Source organism: Gilvimarinus sp. 2_MG-2023 (genome assembly GCF_030547685.1).
Taxonomy (GTDB): Bacteria; Pseudomonadota; Gammaproteobacteria; order Pseudomonadales; family Cellvibrionaceae; genus Gilvimarinus.
On record NZ_JAUOQM010000044.1, the window covers coordinates 199,721 to 224,606 of the forward strand.

Here is a 24,886-nt window from a genome sequence, read left to right on the forward strand (position 1 = left end):
TCAGCGTTCAGCGTTCAGCATCAGACGTCGTAAGTCGTAGACGCTGTATCACCGCCGCGACCGGTCCAGTTAGTGTGGAAGAACTCACCGCGTGGCTTGTCTAAACGCTCGTAGGTGTGAGCGCCAAAGTAGTCGCGCTGGGCTTGCAGCAAGTTGGCGGGCAAGCGCTCGGTGCGGTAGCCGTCAAAGTAGTTCAGGGCGGCGGTTAGGCAGGGCACTGGTACGCCGTTGGTGATGGCGGTGGCTGCCACGTTGCGCCAGCCTTGTTGTGATTCAACCACAACGCCTTTGAAGTAATCGTCCAGCAACAGATTGTTCAGGTCTGGGTTTTTATCGAAGGCTTTTTTGATGTCGCCCAAGAAAGCCGAGCGAATAATACAACCGCCGCGCCACATCAGGGCGATGCCGCCGTAGTTGAGGTTCCAGCCAAACTCTTTTGCCGCTTCGCGCATCAGGGTGTAGCCCTGAGCGTATGAAACGATTTTAGCGGCCAGTACCGCTTGGCGCAGATCTTCGATAAACGCGGTTTTGTCGCCGGTAAAGTTTTTCGCCGGGCCGGTCAGTACTTTCGAGGCTTCTACGCGCTCGTCTTTCAGTGCAGAAATGCAGCGGGCAAATACCGATTCGGCAATCAGGGTCAGGGGCACGCCGAAGTCCAGCGCTACCACACCGGTCCATTTGCCGGTGCCTTTTTGGCCGGCGGTGTCGAGGATCTTTTCAACCAGCGGCTCGCCGTCTTCGTCTTTGAACGCCATGATGTCGCGGCTGATTTCTACCAGGTAGGAATCCAGCTCGGTCTTGTTCCACTCGGCGAATACCTGGTGGATTTCATCGGCGCTCATGCCGAGCAGCTCTTTCATAATTTGGTAGGCTTCACACAGCAATTGCATATCGCCGTACTCAATGCCGTTGTGCACCATTTTGACAAAGTGGCCAGCGCCGTTTTCGCCAACCCAGTCGCAGCAAGGAGAGCCGTCTTCAACCTTGGCTGCAATACCCTGGAAGATAGGTTTAACGTACTCCCACGCCTCGGGGGCGCCGCCGGGCATAATCGACGGTCCGATCAGGGCGCCTTCTTCACCACCGGAAACACCGGCGCCGATAAAGTGCAGGCCTTTTTCGCGCAGGTACTCAACACGGCGGTTGGTGTCGGGAAAGTGGGTGTTGCCACCGTCAATGATAATGTCGCCTTTATCCAGGTGCGGAATCAGCTGCTCAATAAAGGCATCAACCGGCGCGCCGGCTTTTACCATCAGCATAATTTTGCGTGGTTTTTCCAGCGAGGCGACCAACTCTTCAATCGATGCGGCACCGCGAATGTTTTTGCCTTTCGCGCGACCTTCAATAAAGTTAGTGACTTTGTCCACAGAGCGGTTATAAGCCGTCACTGTGAAGCCTTTGCTTTCCATATTGAGAATAAGGTTCTCACCCATTACGGCGAGACCGACCAAACCGATATCAGACAGTGTTTTCATAGCGACCGTACTTTTTTCATTGATTTGCAGAAGCGTGTAACCGGTTTTCACCACCTAAAAATCTTGGGCAGAGGGGGTGTCCGGCTCTCAGAGGGCGGCAATTGTACAGCAAAGCGGCGGATTTTGCTTGTGGCTGGATGATATTTATTGTCTATCGAGGCTATAAAAAAAGGCCTGGCGGGGCGCTTAACCGCTGTTGGGGGGCGCTTTGATTTTGCGCTTGCGCCGCTTGCGGGGATCGTTTTGCTGCGCCAGTGCCCACTCGATGTGTTCATCCACCGTTGGGCTTACCTGCCCCAATTGGGCTTGCAGGGCTTGCTGAATCCGCACATCTGACGGGGCGTTGCCGAGGCCGATGGCCAGATTGCGCTGCCAGCGCTCGTAACCGATGCGGCGAATGGCCGAACCTTCCGTATTATTGAGAAATTGCGCCTCACTCCATTGAAACAAGGTGGTTAGGTCGGCACTGTCGAGTGAGTGGCGCGGTAAAAAGTCGGTTTCTGCGGTGGGCTTGGCGTATTTGTTCCAGGGGCAGATGGCTTGGCAATCGTCGCAACCGAACACGCGGTTGCCCATGGGCTCGCGAAACTCCTCGGGGATGCTGCCCTTATGTTCAATGGTCAGATAAGAAATGCAGCGCCGGGCATCGAGTGTGTAAGGCGTGGGGAAAGCATCGGTGGGGCAAACCTTCAGGCAGGCGGTACACTCGCCGCAGCGGTTGGGCTGCTCACTGGTATCCACCGGCAGCGGCAAGTAAGTGAACAGTTCCCCCAGAAAAAACCAGCTGCCGGCCTCGCTATTAAGAATCAATGTGTGCTTGCCCGTCCAGCCCAGGCCCGCCTTGTCGGCCAAGGGTCTTTCTAGCACTGGTGCGCTGTCGACAAAGGCGCGGTTTTGCTGCTCGCCTTGCGGGCGCAACCCCTCGGGTAAAGCAGCTTCTATTTTTTGCCCCAGCTGCGCCAACCGTTTGCGAATCAGTTTGTGATAGTCGCGGCCCAGTGCGTAGCGCGAAACATAGGCCTGGGTCGGGTTTTTGAGTACTTTAATTTGCTCGGTATCGCCGGGCAGGTAGTCCATCCGCACACAAATCACACGCGCCGTACCGGGCACCAGCTCGGCCGGGCGTGTGCGCTTGTTGCCGTGCTCGGCCATCCACTGCATTTGCCCTTGATAGCCTTGCTCCAGCCAGTGCTGCAGGCCGGGCTCGTGGGCGGACAGGTCGGTATCGGTAATACCCACCTGCTGAAAGCCCAATTCCCGGCCCCAGCGTTTGATGTCGCGGGCGAGTTGATAAAAATCAAAGTCCGTCAAACCTGACCCTTGCTATGTGATGAACGTGAAAGGCGCAGAACAGTCCGTTAGGCGGAACGACGCAAAGCCCCTATAATAACGCGCAGATTATACCGATTTAGTCTTCGACACACTTATTGAGATTTTGTATGACTGCAAATCAGCTTTACACCGCCGCCGATGTTCGCGCACTGGATGCCGCTTTTATAGACTCTGGCGTGCCTGCAGCGCAGCTAATGAAGCGAGCCGGTCGCGCCGCTTTTGAAGCTATGATGGCCCACTTCGGTGAGCCGGAGGAGCTTACCGTGTACTGCGGCGCGGGCAACAACGCCGGTGATGGTTTTGTGGTGGCGGCCCTGGCCGCGGCACGGCGTATTCCGGTGACTGTGATTTTACTGGGGGATGAAGGCAGGTTCAGCCCCGAGGCCGCTGCCGCCTATCAATACGCCAGGCAAGAAGGTGTGGTGATGATGCCTCCCGGCCCTGCTCCTGGCAGTGGCGTTATTGTGGACGCGCTACTGGGCATTGGGCTCAGTGGCGATGTGCGCCCAGAGTATCAAAAAGCAATCGAGCAAATGAACGCCAGTGGCCTGCCAGTGGTGGCTCTGGATATTCCCTCGGGCTTATTGGCTGATAGTGGCGCGATTGCCGGTGTAGCGGTAAAAGCGGCTTTAACGGTGACGTTTATCGGCACTAAGCGCGGCCTTCTGACCGGGCGCGGCCCGGCGCTGTGTGGTGAAATTGTTTTTACCGACCTGGATGCCCCCGAGGCCATCTATCAGCAAGTGAATGCCCAGGCGCAGCGGGTGGAGTTCGCCGATTTATTAGCGGTACTGCCCGAGCGCGAGGCCGATGCCCACAAAGGCTGCTTTGGCCATGTAATGGTCATTGGTGGCGACACCGGCCGCGGTGGTGCAGCCATAATGGCGGCCGAGGCGGCAGCGCGCACCGGCGCCGGCTTGGTCAGCCTGGCGACTCGCCCCGAGCATGTATCGGCGGCTTTGGCGCGCCGGCCCGAGGTAATGACCTGCGGGGTTATTTCTGGCCAAGAGCTAGAGCCCTGGCTAGAACGTCCCAGTGTGCTGGTGGTGGGGCCGGGTTTGGGCGACTCGCCTTGGTCCGAGCAAATGCTGCAGCAGGCTCTGGCCACTGACCTGCCGCTGATTCTCGATGCCGACGCGCTGAATTTAATTGCACAGGGTAACCTTTGGCCGGTTGGCAAAACCCGCAGTAACTGGATTTTAACACCGCACCCGGGGGAGGCCGCGCGCCTTCTGGGTGAGACTACCGTCACCGTGGGCAGTGACCGCTTTGCCGCGGTGAGCAATTTGCAACAACGTTACGGTGGCGTCGCCGTATTAAAAGGTGCCGGCTCGTTAGTCGCCGCCGAGAAAGCACCTGTTGCAGTTATCAGTGCCGGCAACCCGGGTATGGCCTCTGGCGGTATGGGCGATGTGTTAACTGGCGTGCTGGGCGCTCTGGTGGCTCAGGGTATGGAGTTGCCTGCGGCCACCTACCTCGGTGTCAGTTTGCATGCTCACGCGGCCGATCTTGCCGCCGAGGAGCGCGGCCAGCGCAGTATTTTGGCTACCGACCTGCTGGATTATATCGGGGTGTTGCTGGGTGACTGAGTGGTCCGACTACCTGGCCGATGAAGCGGCCACTGTCGCCGCCGGTGAGCGTTTAGGGCGGGTGCTGGAGCAGTGCCCGCAGGGGCTCTCTTTGCACTTGGAGGGCGATTTGGGGGCGGGTAAAACCACCTTTACCCGCGGGGTACTGCAGAGCTTTGGCCATTCAGGTGCGGTTAAGAGCCCCACCTATACGCTGGTGGAAGAGTACGCCTTACCCAGTCGCACTTTGCATCACTTCGACCTGTACCGTTTAGGTGATCCAGAAGAGCTGGAGTATATGGGTATTCGCGATTACTTTACAGGCGGCGATATTTGCCTATTGGAATGGCCGACCCGTGGCGCTGGAATTTTGCCGCCGCCGGACTTAACAGTCAGCCTTCAGGTGCAAGAGCCGGGTCGACTTGTTAAGCTAGAGGCCGGTACCGAACGCGGCGAGCGGTTGGTACAGCAACTCGCGCAACCACAGTAGCAGAGTAATCATAAAACTGAGTATGACCACAGCCCAAGCCCGACCCAACTTGCCCATACTGCGCAACTTGTTGTGTACCCTGGTATTTCTGATGCTGTTTGTCGCACTGGGAGCCGAGGCCACGACTCGTGTCGACGGTGTGCGCCTCTGGCGGGCGCCGGATCACACCCGATTGGTGTTTGATTTATCCGGCCCGGTTGAGCACAACCTGTTTACTTTAGAAAACCCCAAGCGCGTGGTGATCGATGTCAATCGGGCGCAGTTTAATGCCAGTCTTGATCAGCTGAACCTTGCCGAAACGCCGATTAATAATATTCGTTACGCCCCGCGCAATGGCACCGATTTGCGTGTGGTACTGGACTTGTCGGCTGGGGTAAAACCCAACAGTTTTTTCCTTCAGCGCCAAGCCGGAGCATCAGATCGTTTGGTGGTGGATTTAAACGATCTAGCGCCGCGCCAAGAGGGGCCGCCCCCGGTGAGTGTGCCTGAGCCCGCCAGTACTCGGCGCGATATTATCATTGCCATCGACGCCGGGCACGGCGGTGAAGACCCCGGCGCCCTAGGTCCGAACCGGTTACAAGAAAAAGACGTAGTGCTTAAAATTGCTCAAGCCTTGGCTAAAAAGTTGAACGCCGAGCCGGGCTATACCGCAAAGCTAGTGCGCACTGGCGATTATTATGTTGCTCTGCGTGAGCGGCGTAATATTGCGCGCAAAATGCAGGCTGATTTATTTATGTCGATTCACGCCGATGCGTTTACCAAACCCTCTGCGCGCGGCGCCTCGGTGTTTGCCCTGTCGCGAAGTGGCGCCACCAGTGAAATGGCACGCTTTTTAGCGCAAAGTGAAAACGAGTCGGACCTTATTGGCGGGGTCGGCAGCGTTAGTCTGGAGGATAAAGACGAAGTGCTGGCCGGTGTGCTGGTCGACTTATCCATGACGGCCACATTGGGCGCGAGTTTGCAGGTGGGCGACTATGTGTTGCAATCGATGGGGCAGGTGGCGCACTTACATAAGCGGCAAGTGGAGCAAGCGGGCTTTGCAGTGCTTAAATCCCCCGATGTGCCCTCGATTTTGGTGGAGACCGGCTTTATCTCTAATCCAGGTGAGGCGAAAAAACTAGCCAGTGCCAGTTATCGCAACACCTTGACCGCCCAGTTAGTTAGAGGCGTTAAACAGTATTTTTATCAGTTTCCCCCGGCGGGAAGTTACATTGCCTGGAAAAAGTCCGGCGGTGGTGGCGGATTGGTTACCGAGTACACCATATCGCGCGGTGATACCTTGAGCGAGATTGCCAAGCGTTTTAATATTTCCGTCAATCATTTGCAGCAGTTCAATGGTATCAACGGTCACGTGATTAAAGTGGGCCAGGTGCTGCGCATTCCCCCGACTACATAAGTTGTAAACACTCTTCATGTCCAAAATTAAGCTGTTAAGTCCCCGTCTCGCCAACCAAATTGCCGCCGGCGAAGTGGTTGAGCGCCCGTCCTCAGTGGTGAAAGAACTACTGGAAAACAGTCTCGATGCCGGTGCCACCCGATTGGAGGTGGAAGTTGAGGACGGCGGCGTTAAATTGATGCGCGTACGTGACAATGGCTCGGGTATCGACAAAGAGGACCTGGCCATGGCGCTGTCGCGTCACGCCACCAGTAAAATCAACGACCTGGACGATTTAGAAGCGGTCGCCACTCTGGGGTTTCGCGGCGAAGCTTTGGCCAGTATCAGCTCGGTGGCGCGTCTGGCGCTGAGTAGCGCGACCGATGAAAGCGGCGCGGGTTGGCAAGTGACCGCCGAAGGCCGCGATATGGAAACCGAACTGGCTCCGGCCCCACACCCCAAAGGGGCCACGGTCGAGGTGCGGGACTTGTTCTTTAACACCCCCGCCCGGCGCAAGTTTTTGCGCACCGAAAAAACCGAATACAACCATCTGGAAGACGTGGTCAAGCGCTTGGCTCTATCGCGCTACGACGTCAGTTTTACTCTGCGCCACAACGGCCGCGCCATTCACAATTGGCGCGGCGGTGCTACCCAAGCCGAGCGCGAACGTCGTGTGGCTCAGGTTTGTGGGCCGGCCTTTATGGACAATGCGGTCCATCTGGATATCGAGCGCGGCGGCTTGCGTTTATGGGGCTGGGTGGCACTGCCGACTTTCTCGCGCTCGCAGGCCGATTTGCAACACTTTTATGTCAATGGCCGCGCCATTCGCGACAAGCTAGTCACCCATGCCGTGCGTCAAGCCTACCAGGATGTGCTGTACCACGGCCGTCACCCAGCCTTTGTGCTCTATCTTGAGGTCGACCCGGCCACCGTGGACGTCAATGTTCACCCCACCAAACACGAGGTGCGCTTTCGCGACGGCCGCACGGTGCATGGCTTTATCTTTAGTTCGCTGCATCACGCGTTGGCGGAGGTTTCGCCGGAAGACCGCTTGGCCCGCGCCGAGACAGAAGCCAGCCGCCCGCACAATGATGCGCCGGGGCAAATGTCGCAACAAAGCCCCATGGCCTTTAATGCTCAGCGCCCGGCGGGTGACTGGCGTGAAAACTATTTTCCCGCTGCCATGCAATCGGCCACCGGTGCAACCGCTGTGGGTCAGCCTGCGGTGGCCGAGCAAGGCGCAAGCTACCCGTCGGCGGCGGGCTATCAAGCACAGCCCTTAGAGGATTTGGCGGCGAGCGAGGGAGAAATACCGCCGCTGGGATTTGCCATAGCGCAACTTAAGGGTATTTATATTCTGGCGGAAAATGCCCAGGGGCTGATTATTGTCGACATGCACGCCGCGCACGAGCGCATCACTTATGAGCGCATGAAAACCGCTTTTGCCGGCGGTCAGATACAGGCCCAGCCGCTGCTGGTGCCGGCGACCTTGGCGGTGAGCGAAAAAGAAGCCAGTTGCGCCGAAGAGCACCCGGATACATTTGCCGCCCTCGGTTTTGAAATCCAGCGCGCGGGGCCCGAATCGCTCTTAATTCGGCAAATCCCCTCTATTTTGCACGGCGCCAAAGTGGATCAGCTGGTGCGCGATGTACTCAGTGATTTAATCGAGCACGGCGCTAGCGAGCGGCTAGCCCACCGCGTCAATGAGGTGTTGTCTACGATGGCTTGTCACGGCTCGGTGCGAGCCAATCGCAAACTCACCACCGCCGAAATGAACGCTCTACTGCGCGATATGGAGGCGACCGAGCGCAGCGGCCAGTGCAATCACGGCCGCCCGACCTGGACGCTGCAGTCGCTGGATGAGCTGGATAAACTCTTTATGCGCGGCCAATAGCATGGATGTGAGTACTGACAAACCCCATGTGATTATGCTGATGGGGCCTACCGCATCGGGCAAAACGGATCTGGCGTCGGAGCTTTACCAGCGCCTGCCGGTCGAACTGGTCAGCGTGGATTCCACTTTGGTCTATCGCGGTATGGATATAGGTACGGCCAAGCCAACCCCGGCCGAGCTGGCCCGGGCGCCGCATCGCCTGATTGATATACGCGACCCGGTCGACCCTTATTCGGCCGCCGATTTTGTGGCCGATGCCGAGCGGGAAATTGCCGATATTCACGCCGCCGGGCGCATTCCGCTGCTAGTGGGCGGCACAATGCTCTACTTTAAGGCGCTACTGGACGGCTTGGCAGAAATGCCCGCCGCTGATCCGAAGGTGCGCCTGCAAATCGAAAATGACGCCGGGCAATACGGCTGGCCAGCTATTCATGCGCGCCTGGCCGAAGTGGACCCGGAGTGTGCGGCTGAGATTCACCCCAATCACTCGCAGCGTGTCTCCCGCGCGCTGGAGGTTTACCTGAGTAGCGGCGAAACCATGACCGAGCTGCGCCGTCGCCAGCGAGAGGAACAGGGGCCGCTGTTAACTGAGCGCTTTAACGTGACCCAGCTGGCCATAGCTCCGCGTGATCGCAAAACCCTGCACCAGCGTATAGAGACACGGTTTGCCAAAATGATGACGGCGGGATTAGTGGACGAAGTGGCCAAACTTTATGCTCGGGGTGACTTAAATGAGAGCTTGCCCGCGATACGTGCGGTGGGCTATCGACAGATGTGGGACCATCTGGCCGGGCGCCTCAGCCAAGAGGAAGCGGTGGAGCGCGGGGTGATCGCCACCCGGCAATTAGCCAAGCGGCAATTCACCTGGCTCAAGGGTTGGGAGGGCATAAATTGGGTATTTACAGAAAATAACATGGGTAAGTCGCTATCTTTGCAAGAAATTGTACGATTTAGCTTGAATTACCTCCCATTGGGGGCCATATAATAAGACTGTGGAATCCCTAGTCAGTTTTTCATGCTTGTCATCGCCCCCTTTCAGGCGGACTTATGTAACCGAATTGAAAGACTTAGGCGTATTTTTATTATCTAAAGGAGAACAAAGATGTCAAAAGGGCACAGCTTACAAGACCCTTACTTGAACGTGCTGCGTAAAGAGCGTGTTCCAGTATCCATTTACCTGGTAAATGGTATCAAGCTGCAAGGTCAGGTCGAATCCTTCGATCAATTTGTTGTACTACTAAAGAATACTGTTAGCCAAATGGTGTATAAGCACGCCATTTCGACAGTAGTACCGTCTCGCGCTGTTCGTGTACCCCTTCTTAACCCCGCTGCAGAAGGCGAAGGTGATGAAGAGCAGGGCGACTAAAAACTAAGAGGTAAGTCATTGTTTTTTGATCGTCCCGATTCAGGTGAACTGGCCGTGCTGGTTCACCTGGACCTTTCCAGTGGCCAAGAGCCAGAAGACCCCCGTGAATTTGAAGAACTCGTGCTGTCTGCCGGTGGCGACCCTGTTGCCATGGTGTTTGGTCAGCGCGACACCCCACAGGCAAAATATTTTGTCGGCACCGGTAAACTGCAAGAACTGCAGGCATTGGTGGAAGAGCACAGCGCAGAGCTGGTGATCTTTAACCATACCCTGAGCCCATCGCAAGAGCGCAACCTCGAGCAAGCACTTGAGTGTCGGGTACTGGACCGCACCGGTTTGATTTTGGATATTTTCGCCCAGCGAGCCCGCACTTTCGAAGGTAAATTACAGGTGGAGCTGGCACAGTTGCGCCATATGTCGACCCGACTCGTGCGCGGTTGGACTCACCTGGAGCGACAAAAAGGCGGTATCGGCCTGCGCGGCCCGGGTGAAACCCAGCTAGAAACCGACCGCCGTTTACTGCGCGGGCGTATTAGCACCATTGAAAAGCGTTTGACTAAGGTACGCACCCAGCGCGAGCAGGGCCGGCGGGCCCGCCAGCGCGCGGCTATTCCTACGGTATCTTTAGTCGGTTACACCAACGCCGGTAAATCGACCCTGTTTAACCGAATTACCGGTGAAGATGTTTACGCCCAAGACCAACTGTTTGCCACGCTGGACCCGACCATGCGCCGGGTCGAGCTAGACGATATTGGCGCTACAATTCTGGCCGATACCGTTGGTTTTATTAGCCATTTGCCGCACAAGCTGGTGGAGGCATTTCGTGCCACACTGGAAGAGGCGGCAAACTCCAGCTTATTGTTGCATGTGATTGACGCCGCCGCCGAAGAGCGCATGCACTATATGGAGCAGGTGGAAGAGGTGCTGGATGAAATCGGCGCTGGTGACCTGCCCCAACTGCGGGTATTTAATAAGATCGATTTGCTCAATATGGAGCCGCGTATCGACCGCGACGATGAGGGAACACCTGTTGCGGTGTGGCTGTCGGCTCAGGCCGGAACCGGCATTGAATTGCTGTTCGAGGCAATCAGCGAATTGCTGGGCGAAGAGATGATCGAAGGCGATTTAATTCTCGCCCCAACCGATGGTCGTTTGCGCGCCAAACTGTTTGAACAGCATGCTGTCGCCGCTGAATCCTTCCGCGATGATGGCTGTTGTACGCTGTCGCTGCGTATTCCGCAGAGCGATTTAATGCGTATCCTCAGTTCGGTCAGCCTAAATTTTGATCAGCTCAGCTGGGAAGGTGAGGCGCCTCAAGAGTATCAAATCGCACAGAACTTCTAGACGCCTCTGCAACTCTCACAATCGAGAGGTGTAAGTGGTGCCCTTTAGACTTCGCGTTGGGGGTGCTAAAATCCGCGACGAAATTTCGGCCATCAGTAGAAACTGGTGGCCTCACCTTTGAATTGGAGACAACCTATGGCCTGGAATGAACCGGGAGGCGGTGATAAGGACCCCTGGGGTAACCGTGGCGGCAATAACGATGGCCCGCCCGACCTCGATGAAGCCCTGAAAAAACTGCAAGAGAAGCTGGGCGGAATTTTTGGTGGTAAATCCGGCGGACGTGGCAATGGCAACGGCGGCTCTGGTAAAGGCTTCAGTGTTTTACTGATTGGCGCCATCGTCGTGGCGACTTTGTTTTATGGCGTTGCCGGTTTTTATCAGGTAGACGCCAAAGAGCGCGCTGTAGTACTGCGCCTGGGTGCCTTTAATGTCATCAAGCAGCCGGGCCTGCATTGGAACGCACCTCTTATTACCGAAGTGTTTGTGGAAAATGTGACCGAGGAGCGTCAATATTCCAGTCGTGGCCTGATGCTGACCGAAGACGAAAGCATTGTTGAGCTGCCCTTAACTGTTCAGTACAACGTAGACGATGTAAAAACCTATGTACTGAATGTTCGTGAGCCAGATGTGAGTCTGCGCCATGCCACCGATTCCGCACTGCGGCATGTGGTGGGCTCATCCGAACTAGAAGAAGTACTGTCGGCGGGGCGTGAAGAGATAGCCGCCGAGGTTAAGTCTCGTTTGCAGGAATACCTTGAGAGTTACGGCACGGGTATTTTTGTGCGCTCGGTAAACATTCAAGAGGCACGCCCACCAGAACAGGTGCGCGACGCTTTTGATGATGTTATCAACGCCAAAGAAGATGAAGAGCGCCTGAAAAACGAAGCTCAAGCTTATGCCAACTCCGTAGTGCCGGCCGCTCGTGGTCAGGCTCAGCGTATGCTGGAAGAAGCCGAAGCTTATAAAGCTGAGGTGGTAAGCCGCGCCGAAGGTGAATCTGAACGTTTTACCAACTTGTTGGTGGAATACAAAAAAGCGCCCGAAGTGACTCGCCAACGCTTGTATATCGAAGCGGTAGAAGCGGTTATGGGCAACGCCTCCAAGGTGATGGTGGATGTCGACGGTGGCAATAATATGATGTACTTGCCGATCGACAAGCTGATGGAAAATCACAGTGGCGGTCAGAATCGCGGCAACGCGACCCTGACACAAGAGCAGTTACGCCAAATCAGCGACTACGTGGCGCGCCAACTCGGCCGTAACAATAATACTTATCGGGAGGGGCGCTAATGTCTAATCGATCCTTTTTCGGACTGATTGTGCTGGCTTTGGGGCTGTTTATCGCCGCTAACAGTGTGTACATCGTCTCGGAGTACGAGCGCGGCGTAGTATTGCGCTTTGGTAAATTGATTAACCCGGATGTGACACCCGGTCTGCATTTCAAATTTCCGTTGGCGGATAAGCTGCGCAAATTCGACGGCCGTATTCTGACCACAGATGCGCGCCCCGAGAGCTACTACACCATCGAAAATAAGCGTCTAATCGTGGATTCTTACGCTAAGTGGCGTATTCGCGATGTAGAGACTTATTATATTGCCACCGGTGGTGATGAAGCACGGGCTGCAAGTCGCTTGGCGAGCCGTATCGGCGATGGTCTGCGCAACCAAGTGGGTGGGCGCACATTGCACGAGGTGGTCTCGGGCAAGCGTGATGAATTGATGTTGGAGCTAAATCAGCAAATCAATACTGAAGTCAATGATGCTCTGGGTGTTGAGGTTATCGATATTCGAGTTAAGCGAATTGATTTGCCCGACGAGGTAGGGCGTGCGGTGTTTGACCGTATGGCGGCCAACCGTGAAGAGGAAGCCAGGGCTTACCGCGCTCAAGGTCAGGAACAGGCGGAAATTATTCGCGCCGATGCTGACCGCCAAGTAGCGGTGTTAGAAGCCAATGCCTATCGCGATGCAGAGATAATACGCGGTGTTGGTGATGCCACTGCCGCGGCGACCTTTGCTAATGCCTACGAGCAAGACCCAGACTTCTACGCGTTTGTGCGCTCGCTCACTGCCTACAAGAAATCCTTTGCCAATAAGGGCGACCTGATGGTGGTTGACCCCGAAAGCGATTTCTTCCGCTTCTTAAAAGATGCGGACGGCAAAAAATAGGCGATTTTTCGCTCAACATTTGTCGCACAAAGGTGGTAAAATCCCACAGCCGGACCAATAGGTCCGGTTTTTTTGTGTCGTACTGACACTCAGGCAGGCTTTGCCTGACCGTTTCAACCGAATACCCAAAACCGATAGAGTCTGCTATGACCTACGCCGACCGCTGGCTATTGCCCGACGGAATTGAAGAAATATTGCCCGATGAGGCACGACCCATCGATTTACTGCGCCGCCGCCTGGTGGAGTTGTATCGCACCTGGGGCTATGACATGGTGATTCCGCCTTTGCTGGAATACACCGATTCCCTGTTAATTGGCCTGGGGCGCGACGTCGATCTGCTCACCTTTAAGGTGACCGATCAACTGACCGGCCGCACCCTAGGCATACGCGCTGACATTACCCCACAAACCGCCCGTATGGACGCTCACAGCTTTAAGCGCGAGTGTGCTAACCGTCTGTGTTATGCCGGTCATGTGGTACATACCAAGCCTAAAAACCCGCTCGCCACCCGCACGCCCATTCAGGCTGGGGTTGAGTTTTACGGTGAAGCGGGACTGGCGGCCGATGCTGAGGTAGTGTCTCTATTATTAGAGTCGCTGCGCGTGGCCGGACTGCCCAAACTGCATATCGATTTGGGGCATGTGGGTATCTACAGTGCCCTGATTGCCAAGGCTGATGTGGACGCGGCGCAAAAAGATTTGTTTTTTGCCATGTTGCAACGCAAGGCGGTGGCCGAGATTGAGGCCTGGGTGGCTGACAATATCAGCGACCCGGCGATTGCCAAAGTACTGCTGGCGTTGCCTGGCTTGGCCGGTGCGCGGGATATATTGCAAAAGGCGCGGGATCTGTTCGCCAGTGTCTCCAGTGAGGCCGTTAGTGCCGTGGATGAGTTGGCCGACGTGGCAGAGGTGATACAAACCCGTTATCCCGAGGCCGAATTGTATTTTGACTTAGGTGAACTGCGCGGTTATCACTACCTAACCGGTTTGGTTTTTGCCGCTTTTGCCCCAGGTTACGGTAACCCCATCGCCAGCGGTGGGCGCTACGACCATATAGGTGAAGTGTTTGGCCGCAGTCGTCCAGCCACCGGTTTCGCGGTGGATATAACCGCCTTGTCTAAGCTTGGCTTATTGAGTGCACCTGAGTCTGGCCTGATTGGCTTTATTGACGATGGCAGCAACGCCCAATGGCATAAAGTTGCCGAGTTGCGCGCACAAGGTGAGCGCGTAGTAAGCGCTGCGAGCCACGAAGAGTTTACCGCGCTGGGCTGTAACCAAGTGCTGGAAAAAACAGGTGATACCTACCAGGTGATCGCACTGTAAATCGTTAAACGTTAAAACTTTTTCGTTTTATTGAATGATCGTTTCGTTAAATTAAGAGAGTAAGGCCAATCATGGGCAAGAATGTTGTGGTATTGGGCACCCAGTGGGGTGACGAGGGTAAAGGTAAAATCGTCGACCTGCTGACCGATCAGGTATCGTTAGTGTCGCGCTTTCAGGGCGGGCACAATGCCGGTCACACCTTGGTGATTGACGGCAAAAAAACCGTACTGCACCTGATTCCCTCCGGCGTGTTACGCGAGGGCGTTACCTGTCTGATCGGCAACGGCGTGGTATTGTCCCCCGAGGCCTTATTTAAAGAGCTAGCCGAGTTGGAAGACGGCGGTGTGCCAGTGCGTGAGCGCCTGCGCTTATCACCGGCTTGCCCGTTGATTTTGCCTTACCATATTGCTCTGGACCAAGCGCGTGAAGCGAAGCGCGGCGATGCTAAAATTGGCACGACCGGGCGCGGCATTGGCCCTGCTTATGAAGATAAAGTGGCGCGCCGTGGTTTGCGTTTGGGCGACCTGTTGGATTTGAAAAGCTTTGCCGGCAAGCTGCGCGAAGTGATGGAATACCACAACTTTGCCCTGACCGAGTACTACAAAGTCGAGCCGGTTGATTTTGATGAAGTGCTGGCGCAGGTGACTGCGTGGGCCGAAGAGCTTAAGCCAATGATTGCCGATGTCACCGAACTGCTGCACACCGCGCGCGAGTCGGGTGAGAGCATTTTGTTTGAGGGCGCACAGGGGTCGCTGTTGGATATCGACCACGGTACCTATCCGTTCGTAACCAGTTCCAACACCACCGCCGGCGGCACCGCCACGGGCTCGGGCTTTGGCCCTTTGTACCTCGATTATGTGTTGGGTATCACTAAGGCTTACACCACCCGTGTTGGCTCTGGCCCATTCCCCACCGAGCTCGATTGCGAAGTAGGTCAGCACTTAGGTGAGAAAGGCCACGAGTTTGGTGCCACCACCGGTCGCCAGCGTCGCTGCGGTTGGTTCGACGCCGTTGCGGTACGTCACGCTAACCGCATTAACAGTGTTACCGGTATGTGCTTAACCAAGCTCGATGTATTGGATGGTTTAGAAACCGTTAAAATCTGTATCGGCTATCAAGACTTAGACGGCAACCCTATGCCGATTCCTTTTGATGCCGATGGTTGGAATCGTGTGCAGCCAATCTACGAAGAAGTACCGGGCTGGAGTGAATCCACCTTTGGTATTCACGCTCTGGAAGAGCTGCCGCAAAATGCTAAAAATTATATTAAGCGTTTAGAAGAGTTGTTGGACACCCCGGTGGATATTATTTCGACCGGCCCCGACCGCGTTGAAACCATTGTGTTGCGCCACCCTTTTGATGAATAGCCTCTAGCCAATCTCTACGATTGCTCGAACACCGCCTTTGGGCGGTGTTTTTGTATGGGGCCAGAGAGGTACAAGTTATTTACTTCTGGTGATGTGTGTTATCAATAGCTGCCGCTGACAGTGCCCCGTATGGGTTGTGACATAATTATTGAGATATACAATTCGTAACAAGGAAGAAGATTAAGTAATGCCAAATTGCCGTCATCAACCGATTAAAAAGTTGTTCAGCCTATTAATGCTTTGGGCATTGTTGCAATCTGTATTAATGCTCAAGGTTGGTTGGGTGAGCGGTTGGAGTTTGGGCTTTGCGGTGGCGAGCGTTGCATTATCGGCGGCTTCTGTCGTACTTTTTTGGGCCTTGTGGTATCTGGCTGCTGCCCGCCTACCCCGAGTGCTGGCTCGCTGGCTGACACTCGCAGTTATTGTCCTCTATGGTTTGTTTTGGTTTTACCATTGGTTGAGATTGGAGCCGCTAAGCTTATTATTAATGGTGAAAAACGGTGGCAACGCAGTCTCGGCTGAAGCAGTGGCCTATATGTTGAGCACTATTACCGTGGCTGATTATTGTGTGCTGGGCGTATGGGGCGCAGGTGCTTGGATTGCTCAAAGGCGGTACAGTTTTTTTACCGCGCCGCTTGAGGTGACAGGCACTAAACGATTATTACTAGCCATTGTTCTGGCTAATGTCATGCTCAATCTGCCGTTTAGCAGTAACCGCAATGAATTTGTCGAGTTCGCCGGTTCTATTACGCAATATTATCAACAACCATATGCCGCGTTTATTTCCGGGGAAAAAGCCTACCCTTATGTGACGGACAGCCTTGGCACGAAACCTCAAGATATGGATCAACGCCCCCATGTGTTTATCGTGATGCTGGAGTCTTTCAGTGCCGATTATATCGATACGGTAAAAAATGGCCGCCAGGTAACACCGTTTTTTAATCGTTTAAAAGAGCAGGGGCTCTATGTCGAGCAGTTTTACAGCGCATCGGTAGAGACCAGTAAAGGCCAGTTTGCGACATTATGCTCAATGTACCCCAGCGCCAAAATGAATATTTTCACCAGCTACCCGGATAACAATTTCCGCTGTTTGTCGCAAATATTGGCTGAGCGTGGTTATACCAACGTCTTTATGAAGGCGTATCATAGTCTTGATTTTGAAAATACAGCCGAGTTTGTCGCGAACAATGAATTCGAATATGCCCACGGCATGGATGACACGTTTGTAACGCCGCAAGAGCGCGAAGAAGGCTCATTTGGTTGGGGCATCCGAGACGATATTTTTTACCAAAAAACCTTCGAGTATTTAGATCAGCTGCATCAAGCGCAAGATAAGGCCGAGCCTTTTTTTGTAATGACCATGAGTGTGACCAATCACATGATGTTTGATGATATTCCGGTGGATAAAAAGTATATTTATCCTCAGGCGCAAAGCCACGAAGAGAATTATGCAAATTCGATGTTTTTAACCGATCAATATTTAATGTCGTTTTTTGAGCAGCTGCAAGCACGTGAACATTTAAAAAACTCCATTGTGGTGGTGCTGGGGGATAACGGCTTTCCTATGGGGCAGCACGGCAACTATCACAATACTAAAACCCACTATAACGAACTGTTTAAAACGCCGCTGTTAATATGGTGGCCGGAGCAGTTATCGCCCAAGCGATTGAGCCACCAAGCGCGCTCGCAGTTGGATGTGGCGCCCAGTGTTTTGGATTTGCTGGCCATTAAAACTCGGCATCACTTTGTCGGGCGATCGCTTCTGGGGCCCGTCGACGATGATTATTTTGTGCCTCTGATTCAACCGTTTGATGGTTCGCACTTGGCCTCCATACGCTACCCCTATAAATATGTAGAGCATATAAAAACCGGAGAGCGCTATCTTTACAATCTGCGGCAAGACCCGCTGGAGAGCAGAAACTTGATGCTGCAGCCACAAACGGTACCGCCCGAGCTGATGCAGCGCTTTGAGGGAGATATAGCCACCTTGCAGCGCAATGAGCAGCTGCTGCAAGAAGATCGTATTTACCCCGCCAGCGAGGCCGATCAAGTGCGGGTGGAGCTTGAGAGTGTGCGTCTGGCCGCCGGTCAGGCTCTGCCTTTTCAAGTTTTAGGTGCGCTGGATGCCAGTTACCGCATAAAGCTTGAAATCACCCCCCTAGCGTTTTCTGATGAATATACTCATACGCTTGATAACTTGCTCAGCGCACTGGAGTCTAGCTTGATACCAGCAGAGTATTTTAAACCCGGCGTCAATCGCATGAGCTTTGCGGTATACCGCAACGACAGACTGCGCTCTTCTATTTCGTACGATGTGTATGTGGCCTCGCCGCGTGCGCGTTTATTGAGTGAAATGACCGTCACCGGTAAGCAGGGGTGGGGGCAGTTAGGCGTTAATCAAAGCGTGCGCGGCGGCCCCTTGCGGATTGATGGGGAGGTTTACGGCTTTGGTTTGGGTACTCATGCACCTTCCAGTCAACGCGTGCTCTTAAACCGGGAATATAAAACACTGACGATAAGCTTTGGCTTAGATGACGAGTCCACGTGTGGCGATGGGGCAATTTTTAACATTGTTGCCGATCAAGAGCCAATATTTACCAGCCCGCGTCTTAGCAATAACGAGTTTAAAACCATAACAGTGGATATTAGCGGCCGCCACAGTCTCCAGTTAATCACCGATAGTGCCGGTAACTCTGCGTGTGACCATACCAATTGGGTGAATCCGGTCTTGTTGCGTGCCGATTCGCCGGCAACACCAGCGGGCTAGTACCGCGAGCGAAGCCCTGCGGGTAAAAATTGTCGATGAGAGTTGAGGCTTGCATCTGTGTGATACGCAGCTCAGTGATTTTGTAGGTGTTCAGTTACCGGATGTTTGGCAATGATAACAATGGTTTTTGTGTTATCGAAATAAGATCACTCCTTAAGCTGTGAGCTGAGCCGTAACAAAAAATATTTGCGACCTGTCAGGTTGAGCAAGAGGTCTTTGCTCGTGCCCATCAGCCGAAGCATTGTAAGCTTAATATTCTGTTGCGGTATATCGTTGTCTGTAAACTTTTAATGACCGGTCGCCACGGCATCGCAGGTTGGCTCACGTCCAGTGTGGTGGGACGTGAAGCTATCAATAGGCTTGTGAAACCATTTGTCGGTGTCTATTTACAGATTCGATGAACGGCAAAGCCAAAAATCACAAGATTTTCAGGCTGCAATGCGGTTATTGCAAATCCAATGTCTTTAAAGCCGGTACTCAGGGTCGAGAACTTCTGAATATAAGGGTGTGTGATTTCCCTGAGGGGCTTTGTAGTAGCTGTGTAGCGACATTTGCTGAACGGTCCACGCGCTACGTTGCTCGTATAAAAGTTAACAGTAAAAAACCTCAGAGGTTATTGAGAAACTTACATCGCAAGCGTAAGTCATGCTCTAGAATCTGTAACAATCATTAACATAGGTTAAATTAACCGAATTAATGCAGTATAGAGTTTTGTACACGCCACGAGTGTTGATGTGTACTTTTGTGATTATCAATGCCCATGGCAAAGGAAAGTAACTAAAATACGAATGGATAGCTTCGACAGTGATTCCCTAAAGGGAGTGACTTGTGTGTACACTTACAAGCATACATTTAAAAATGTGAGATAAATAAATGAGACATCAGGAAGATCATTGATTATGAGTCAGTTATCTGATGGCTTGGTTGTATGTGCGGTGACGTCTTATTGAAATCAAATAAAGAAAAAAAGGGGGGCTTTCGCCCCCCCAAGCGACCAGAGAAGAGAGTTAGTGATTGAGTGCGCGCGCAGGACTCGATTTACTGTTGGCTCGTATTGCCGGTGCAGTGGGTACTATAGCTTGGGCCTGACAGTGGTGTGACCAGTTTAGAGAGCCTAGCTGGGTATTTTGATTCCAGTTATAAGTATTTTTGTCGTCTTCTTTCACTTCAAACAGTAAGCGAAATTTACGGTTCACTGTTTTATTGTATTGCTGCTGATCGGTTGGTATTTCAAAGCTGAACTGATTTTGGCGCCAACCAAACTTGTTGTCATAAGGTAGGGGGGCTGACGTGTGTACAGTCTTGCCATTTTCAACAATATGGTAGCGTACCATGCCTTTGCCTGTGCCTCGATAGCGCACCACAAAATTTAAATCTTTCGGACATTGGCCTCGATATTGAGGGTTGTGCGCTTGCAGGCTGGCATCGGTTATAACTAGAGGGTTATAGCCGTTCTCAAATTGATTGGGACCAGAAGGAGGATTTTTTGGTTGTGCTTTTACTGTATTGGGAAAGCCTGAATTTCCCAGCTGTGCATTAAGTGCGAAAATTCCAGGATCGCCTTGATAATTGACCATTACTGGTACAGTGACAGAGGTCATCCAAGCATTAATAAGTCCGTTTATTCCCCACGTGGCTGGCCCGTTTCCTGCCTTCCCACAGCTACCAATCAAAGAGATACGTACATCTTTACTGAAACTTCTATTTTTTCGATAAAAATCCACAGCCGATCCGCCGTTGTTTTGAAAGGCTTGCAAGCCATCCTGTACAATTTTTACTGGGTCAAAACTGTTATTACCTTGTTTGACTTGTGCCAGTGGTATTTTCCAGTTTTGATTAAAGTTTTTACTGTTAGGGCCATTTTGCAAAGCCGGCGTAAAGTCGAAAATAGATTGCTTATATTGTGACCCGGGATGATTGAGGTTATTGCCAGTGCCAAGATTCATTTTCCCCCATGCCGATTCTGAATTGAACTGCAAAATACCTTGGTGCACATGTGCATTGTTGTCGCAATCAATTCCGCCGCTGACTGACACAGTTAGATCTTGGGTTTGTGGGCTCAAATTTACATTCTGCACCGATTTGTTTGCTGACATGTTTTTAACAGAGACAGCGACAATGCCGTCTTTACTAATGGAAATATTTTTAACCCAAGAGTCAGCTTGTGCCGGTAGGCTCAATATAGGTAGAGTTAGAACAACAGGTGCCAAGATTTTTTTTAGTGAAGTTAATGATTTCATAAAGCTTTCCTCAAAGTGAATAAATTGTATCTGTCTATAAGTCGAGGAAAGTAAATAAAGGGTTCAAAGGTATTTAACGAATGTTAGAGAATTTTCTTTTTTAGAATAATAGTAGGTTGTGTGAATGGTTTGAATTCGTTGCTATAAAGAGTTTAAGAGCATTCGGTGTCAATGATGTTTAAGTGGGGGCGCGTGTGATAAATCTTCTAGCTCGATAGAATATTTTACTGGCAAGGCTGCCAACGTAGCAGCCCCCAACCAAAGTTATTGTCTTTTCCAGTGTCACCTAAATCTTTACTAACGGTTGACCAATCCGCTGGTTTGCCAAAAACAGCCGCATAGGCACTGACAAACGCGGCGGCGTATGAGGTTCCCGACTGATATGCTCCGGTTCCATTTTCATTTGCTGCCCAAATATCGACCCCGGGGGCAGCGATATCAATGTAACTGCCGCGGTTGGCGTATGGGTATAGGAGACCAGCAGCGTCTATCGCAGTAACCGCGATGACTCCAGGTAGAGCCGCAGGGTAGGTCGGTGGTGCTTTGCTGCCGCCGTTTCCAGCAGCGGCAACCAATACAATATTTTTCTCCATTGCCTGTTTAAAGGCATGGGCAAGAACTCGATTGTTAGCTCCTCCTAAGCTTAAATTGATTACACCTACATTTTCACTTACCAGCCAATTGAGCCCATAGAGTAAAAACTCAAGTGTTGTACTTTGGCCGTTATGATCCTCGCGAAATACGCCAGCTACCTTAATCTCGCTGCCGGGTATCAAACTGGCAAATTGCGAAGGTTGATTTCCGGTAAGTAACACAGCTAAAGCGGTACCATGGTTGGTATTGGCCGGCTGCTCTCTACCGGTAAAATTCTGATTGGTAACCTTGGCCCCGATTAAGGCCGGGTGATCTGTCGCACTGAGGGTGTCTAGAACACCTATTGCCTTAGTGGCGATGCAACGAGCCCTGCCAGTGTGTCGACCAATACTGGTTAAGCTCCAAGCCTTAATGGAGGAGAGTGCATTGGGGTCATTTAGTAAATGGTAGCGGTGGTTGGCATCGACAACTGCTTTGGGAAACTCACGACCTATCGTGTCGATTATACTCTGAGGATTATCACTTGCCGTTAAACGAAATACACTGATGACTAGATTCAGTGCCTCGAGGTTTTTGCGGGATTTGATTCGCGCTCCTTTAGCCCGCATCAATGTAGTGACCTTTTGCGCTTGGGCCATGCTGCCTGTTGTGATAATCAGTTGATTGGGTTCACGATCCCCCACTTTTGCTTGAGCAACTGGTGCTGCGGTCGTCGGTAAAGGCATATCTAATAGACCTATATCAACATCAGTTAAAGTAAGTGGGCTCGCGTATTTTAGCGGTTCTGCTTGCTTAGTCGTTTGAAGCGTTTCAGCCGGTGGCTCTTGAAGGGTTATCTGCGATGTGTTGCTTTGGGTGGCTACATCGGTCGGTGGTTGTGGTAAGGGTGGCTCCACTTGTGTTTCAGGTATAGCGGCTTCAGGCGTTGTTGTTAACTCTACCGGCGCTAATGATTCGATGTTTTTAGGTGACGACGTTGGCTTGACAGGTTCGTTTGGCATTAGCACTACAGTGGGCATGGTTGGCGTTGGTGTAGACGTCGGTGCAGAGCTCATTGACCTCGCAGGTGCTGTTAGGGACACTGAACTTGACGAGGCGCTGGACGACGTCGTCCTGAGGGCGAGTGATGGTTGACATACACTCAGCTGTCTTAGGGGCTGCCCTAGCCAAGCTCCTCGCTCTTGAAAGCCCAACTGCCAACGCGTTGGGCCTTGGGTGGGTATATGTGTAGGCAGCTGCAGTTGAATCAACTGATCGCTCCACCGCTGGCTATGCAAAGAAATGCGTTCTTGGCCTCGCTGTAGAATGAGTGTCCAGGAAGGGCGGTGGCCAAAAGCGCGGCCTTTCAGCTGAATTTGACCGCCCGGCTGTAAGCAGTCACTAGGGGTTAGCGATCGAATAACCGGTATGGGGTTTGTTGTAGTTGAGGTTGTTACTCGCAGCGGAGTCACAGGTGCTCTGTCACTGGCGCTGGCGATAGTGGCTAAGAAGAGGTTGACGACTATTAACCATTGGCGTGCCATTATTAACGCACCGACACGCTGTCGATCCAATTGCTATTGTTCAGTGCAGCAACAGCGGCTTCGACATCATTGGTATCTGCCAATTGCACATGATAAATACCCAGGGCACCGGGGCCACTGATGATGTTGCCACTAATTTCCTGCAGTAACGATTGTACTTGTGCTAGGGATATATCTGCTTTAAATACTACCTGCAGATGCGGGGCTGTGGTTTGAACTGGGCCGGTAAGAGTTTGGATTTCAACTGCCGTCTCTTGGCTTTGGTTGAAAACCAGTACGCTACTTTGCAGTAACAGTAGTGCGCTAGCAGCAATGGCTACGGGCTTCCATGCCCGCGACTTTTTCACATCGTTTGTTTGTAACTGTGTTTGTTCGTGGTTTTTAATGGAGTGGTGTAGACGCGCTAAACCAAACTCTCCTGGTGGTGTTGCAGCTTGCTGTTGCATGCTCTTGCGCAGTTTTGCGGTGAACTCAGCCTCTTGCTGTAGTTCGTTATCTTGTTCTAACACCGCTTCAAATTTTGCGCGCGCGTCTTCATCCATGGTGCCATTTATAAATTCATCTAAATCGTAACCTTTATTGCTCATGGTGCCACCATTAATCGTTGCAGTTGCGTTTTGGCCAGCTTCTTCGCATGGTAAATGCGCGATTTAATCGTGCCTTCTGATACACCCATCACCTGACCTATTTCGCGGTAATTCATGTCCTCGAAAAATGCCAAGTGCAACACTTGTCGATGTTCTGGCGATAGTTTGCTTAGCGCGTGTTTTAGCAGTTGTGCATCTTGCGTTGCTTCTAACAGCGCATCTTGTTGTACAGCAGGCGATTCATCGGCAATATCGTCGTCCATTTCTTCGTGTTCGTGCCGTTTTTTGGCGCGGAACTGATCGATAATTTTGAAATGGGTAATGCCGAGAAGCCAAGTGCTGACCTTGGAGCGCCCCTCAAACTTCGCGGCTGACTTCCATACTTCCATCATGACTTCATTCAGTATGTCGGCGGCGGCGATTGGATCGTTCAATCTAGATAGGGAAAATCGGTAAACAGTGGACTCGTACAGGCGATAAAATGCGGCGATAGCACTTTCGTCCTTCGCCGCTATGGCCTTTAGTAAGGCTTTTCCTTCACTTTCTTGTTCCCCTGTCATAGGCGATTACCATGAGTAAAAGCGCTATTGTGGCACGGAGTAGGCCTGAGCAAAAGTCGCAGGATTAAGGGGGTGTCGTCATGGCGCGTAAATCACTGCTGCCAATAATTATCCCTTCTTCATTGATCGCTAGTATGCGCCAGTAATACCGCGTTTTTGGTAGTAGGTGCTCTTTAACTAAGGCGCTTAAGTGCGACTGACTACTTTTACCGGGCACCAGTAACCCGGCTACTGGTGTGGAAGGTAGACGAATTTCACTCAGTGAGTTAAAGGTCAGCGCTGCTGTAGTTGGCGAGGGAATAGAATCGCCTGTGGCAGCGTCAAAGATTTCCAGCTGGTAAGCGTGAGCTTCTCTCACCGGCTGCCAGTGAAACTTACTGTGAATGTTAATGCTGGCATTTTGATTGGGGGAGAGCAGGCGTAGCTTGCGTATTATTGTGTTGGCTCTCTGTTCGCCGCCCACCATGTATTGAATGGTTACCGATTGTTTGCTGCCTCCCGTTTGCAATAGCGTAAAGCGCAACAGGTAAAGTCCGCTGCTTAGCGTAGGTAGGGGCGGGCTTTGCAATAGAATTTGGTTGCCCCCCCCTAGGTACTGTTGAACCTGTTGTAGAGGGGCAAAAATTGGTTCGCCCACTGTGCTGGCTGAGGTTGCCAGCTCCCAGCGGCCACTAATAAGTCCAGCTGAACGGTAATTAATCCGTATCTGTGCAGCAATTGGTTCACTGGGCTCAGCGACACGTGTTTGCTCGCCGGTATCAAAGCGCAGTGTCATCTGAGTAACAATAACAGCGCTATTAATGGGGTCAGGAGCTGGTGCTGGCTCTGGCCCAGGTGTTGGTTCGGGGGCCGCTGGAGGGGTGGGTTCGGGCTCCGGTGTAGGCTCTGGCTCTGGGGTAGGTTCGGGCTCTGGAGTA

General features: G+C 52.7%; 20 protein-coding genes. 13 read left to right on the forward strand and 7 right to left on the reverse strand.

Annotation, left to right across the window (positions count from 1 at the left end; all coding sequences use genetic code 11):
- Positions 1 to 20: 20 nt before the first annotated feature.
- Positions 21 to 1,475 (reverse strand): decarboxylating NADP(+)-dependent phosphogluconate dehydrogenase, encoded by a 1,455-nt coding sequence (gnd, locus tag Q4526_RS10265; protein ID WP_215977116.1) that lies wholly within the window; start codon positions 1,473 to 1,475, stop codon positions 21 to 23.
- A 186-nt stretch (positions 1,476 to 1,661) separates the two neighbouring features.
- Positions 1,662 to 2,786: a tRNA epoxyqueuosine(34) reductase QueG gene (gene queG / locus Q4526_RS10270; RefSeq protein ID WP_215976983.1), complete on the reverse strand. Its 1,125-nt coding sequence runs from the start codon at positions 2,784 to 2,786 to the stop codon at positions 1,662 to 1,664.
- A gap of 128 nt (positions 2,787 to 2,914) precedes the next feature.
- Between queG and Q4526_RS10275 the strand changes: the two genes are divergently transcribed.
- The 12 genes from Q4526_RS10275 to Q4526_RS10330 all read left to right on the forward strand — a co-directional run bounded on the left by Q4526_RS10275 (position 2,915) and on the right by Q4526_RS10330 (position 18,465).
- Positions 2,915 to 4,396 (forward strand): NAD(P)H-hydrate dehydratase, encoded by a 1,482-nt coding sequence (locus tag Q4526_RS10275; protein ID WP_215976984.1) that lies wholly within the window; start codon positions 2,915 to 2,917, stop codon positions 4,394 to 4,396.
- Positions 4,389 to 4,865 carry a tRNA (adenosine(37)-N6)-threonylcarbamoyltransferase complex ATPase subunit type 1 TsaE gene (gene tsaE / locus Q4526_RS10280; RefSeq protein ID WP_303609614.1) on the forward strand — a complete coding sequence of 159 codons (477 nt, stop codon included), beginning with the start codon at positions 4,389 to 4,391 and terminating at the stop codon, positions 4,863 to 4,865. Before Q4526_RS10275 ends, tsaE begins: the two co-directional genes overlap by 8 nt.
- A gap of 91 nt (positions 4,866 to 4,956) precedes the next feature.
- Positions 4,957 to 6,261 (forward strand): N-acetylmuramoyl-L-alanine amidase, encoded by a 1,305-nt coding sequence (locus tag Q4526_RS10285; RefSeq protein WP_215977117.1) that lies wholly within the window; start codon positions 4,957 to 4,959, stop codon positions 6,259 to 6,261.
- 16 nt (positions 6,262 to 6,277) lie between these two features.
- Positions 6,278 to 8,134 (forward strand): DNA mismatch repair endonuclease MutL, encoded by a 1,857-nt coding sequence (gene mutL / locus Q4526_RS10290; RefSeq protein WP_215976986.1) that lies wholly within the window; start codon positions 6,278 to 6,280, stop codon positions 8,132 to 8,134.
- 1 nt (position 8,135) lies between these two features.
- Positions 8,136 to 9,119: a tRNA (adenosine(37)-N6)-dimethylallyltransferase MiaA gene (miaA, locus tag Q4526_RS10295; protein ID WP_215977118.1), complete on the forward strand. Its 984-nt coding sequence runs from the start codon at positions 8,136 to 8,138 to the stop codon at positions 9,117 to 9,119.
- Positions 9,120 to 9,236: 117 nt separating this feature from the next.
- Positions 9,237 to 9,500: an RNA chaperone Hfq gene (gene hfq, locus Q4526_RS10300; protein ID WP_215976987.1), complete on the forward strand. Its 264-nt coding sequence runs from the start codon at positions 9,237 to 9,239 to the stop codon at positions 9,498 to 9,500.
- Positions 9,501 to 9,518: 18 nt separating this feature from the next.
- Positions 9,519 to 10,844: a ribosome rescue GTPase HflX gene (gene hflX / locus Q4526_RS10305; RefSeq protein WP_215976988.1), complete on the forward strand. Its 1,326-nt coding sequence runs from the start codon at positions 9,519 to 9,521 to the stop codon at positions 10,842 to 10,844.
- A 135-nt stretch (positions 10,845 to 10,979) separates the two neighbouring features.
- The gene (gene hflK / locus Q4526_RS10310) at positions 10,980 to 12,134 is read left to right on the forward strand and encodes an FtsH protease activity modulator HflK (protein WP_215976989.1); all 1,155 of its coding nucleotides are present in this window, start codon (positions 10,980 to 10,982) and stop codon (positions 12,132 to 12,134) included.
- Positions 12,134 to 13,009 carry a protease modulator HflC gene (gene hflC / locus Q4526_RS10315; RefSeq protein ID WP_215976990.1) on the forward strand — a complete coding sequence of 292 codons (876 nt, stop codon included), beginning with the start codon at positions 12,134 to 12,136 and terminating at the stop codon, positions 13,007 to 13,009. The genes hflK and hflC overlap by 1 nt, the downstream gene beginning before the upstream one ends.
- Before the next feature lie 146 nt (positions 13,010 to 13,155).
- The gene (locus Q4526_RS10320; protein WP_215976991.1) at positions 13,156 to 14,331 is read left to right on the forward strand and encodes an ATP phosphoribosyltransferase regulatory subunit; all 1,176 of its coding nucleotides are present in this window, start codon (positions 13,156 to 13,158) and stop codon (positions 14,329 to 14,331) included.
- A gap of 71 nt (positions 14,332 to 14,402) precedes the next feature.
- Positions 14,403 to 15,698: an adenylosuccinate synthase gene (locus Q4526_RS10325; protein WP_215976992.1), complete on the forward strand. Its 1,296-nt coding sequence runs from the start codon at positions 14,403 to 14,405 to the stop codon at positions 15,696 to 15,698.
- A gap of 187 nt (positions 15,699 to 15,885) precedes the next feature.
- A complete protein-coding gene (locus Q4526_RS10330; protein WP_215976993.1) occupies positions 15,886 to 18,465 on the forward strand; it encodes a sulfatase-like hydrolase/transferase in 2,580 nt (859 codons plus the stop codon).
- A 1,007-nt stretch (positions 18,466 to 19,472) separates the two neighbouring features.
- On the opposite strand, the gene Q4526_RS10335 is transcribed toward Q4526_RS10330, so the two are convergent.
- Entirely contained in the window at positions 19,473 to 20,705 is a 1,233-nt protein-coding gene (locus Q4526_RS10335) for a hypothetical protein (RefSeq protein WP_215976994.1), read from the reverse strand.
- A 224-nt stretch (positions 20,706 to 20,929) separates the two neighbouring features.
- On the reverse strand, positions 20,930 to 22,024 hold the full coding sequence (locus tag Q4526_RS10340) for a S8 family serine peptidase (protein ID WP_215976995.1): 1,095 nt from the start codon (positions 22,022 to 22,024) through the stop codon (positions 20,930 to 20,932).
- A 118-nt stretch (positions 22,025 to 22,142) separates the two neighbouring features.
- On the opposite strand from Q4526_RS10340, the gene Q4526_RS10345 reads away from it, so the two are divergent.
- Positions 22,143 to 22,433: a hypothetical protein gene (locus Q4526_RS10345; RefSeq protein WP_215976996.1), complete on the forward strand. Its 291-nt coding sequence runs from the start codon at positions 22,143 to 22,145 to the stop codon at positions 22,431 to 22,433.
- A gap of 391 nt (positions 22,434 to 22,824) precedes the next feature.
- Here the strand turns inward: Q4526_RS10345 and Q4526_RS10350 are convergent, their stop codons facing one another.
- The 3 genes from Q4526_RS10350 to Q4526_RS10360 all read right to left on the reverse strand — a co-directional run.
- A complete protein-coding gene (locus tag Q4526_RS10350; protein ID WP_215976997.1) occupies positions 22,825 to 23,409 on the reverse strand; it encodes a hypothetical protein in 585 nt (194 codons plus the stop codon).
- Positions 23,406 to 23,969, reverse strand: a complete 564-nt coding sequence (locus tag Q4526_RS10355; protein WP_215976998.1) for an RNA polymerase sigma factor — start codon at positions 23,967 to 23,969, stop codon at positions 23,406 to 23,408. Before Q4526_RS10355 ends, Q4526_RS10350 begins: the two co-directional genes overlap by 4 nt.
- A 64-nt stretch (positions 23,970 to 24,033) precedes the next feature.
- Positions 24,034 to 24,886, reverse strand: an 853-nt coding sequence (locus Q4526_RS10360) for a hypothetical protein (protein ID WP_215976999.1), incomplete at its 5' end; no start/stop codon positions are given.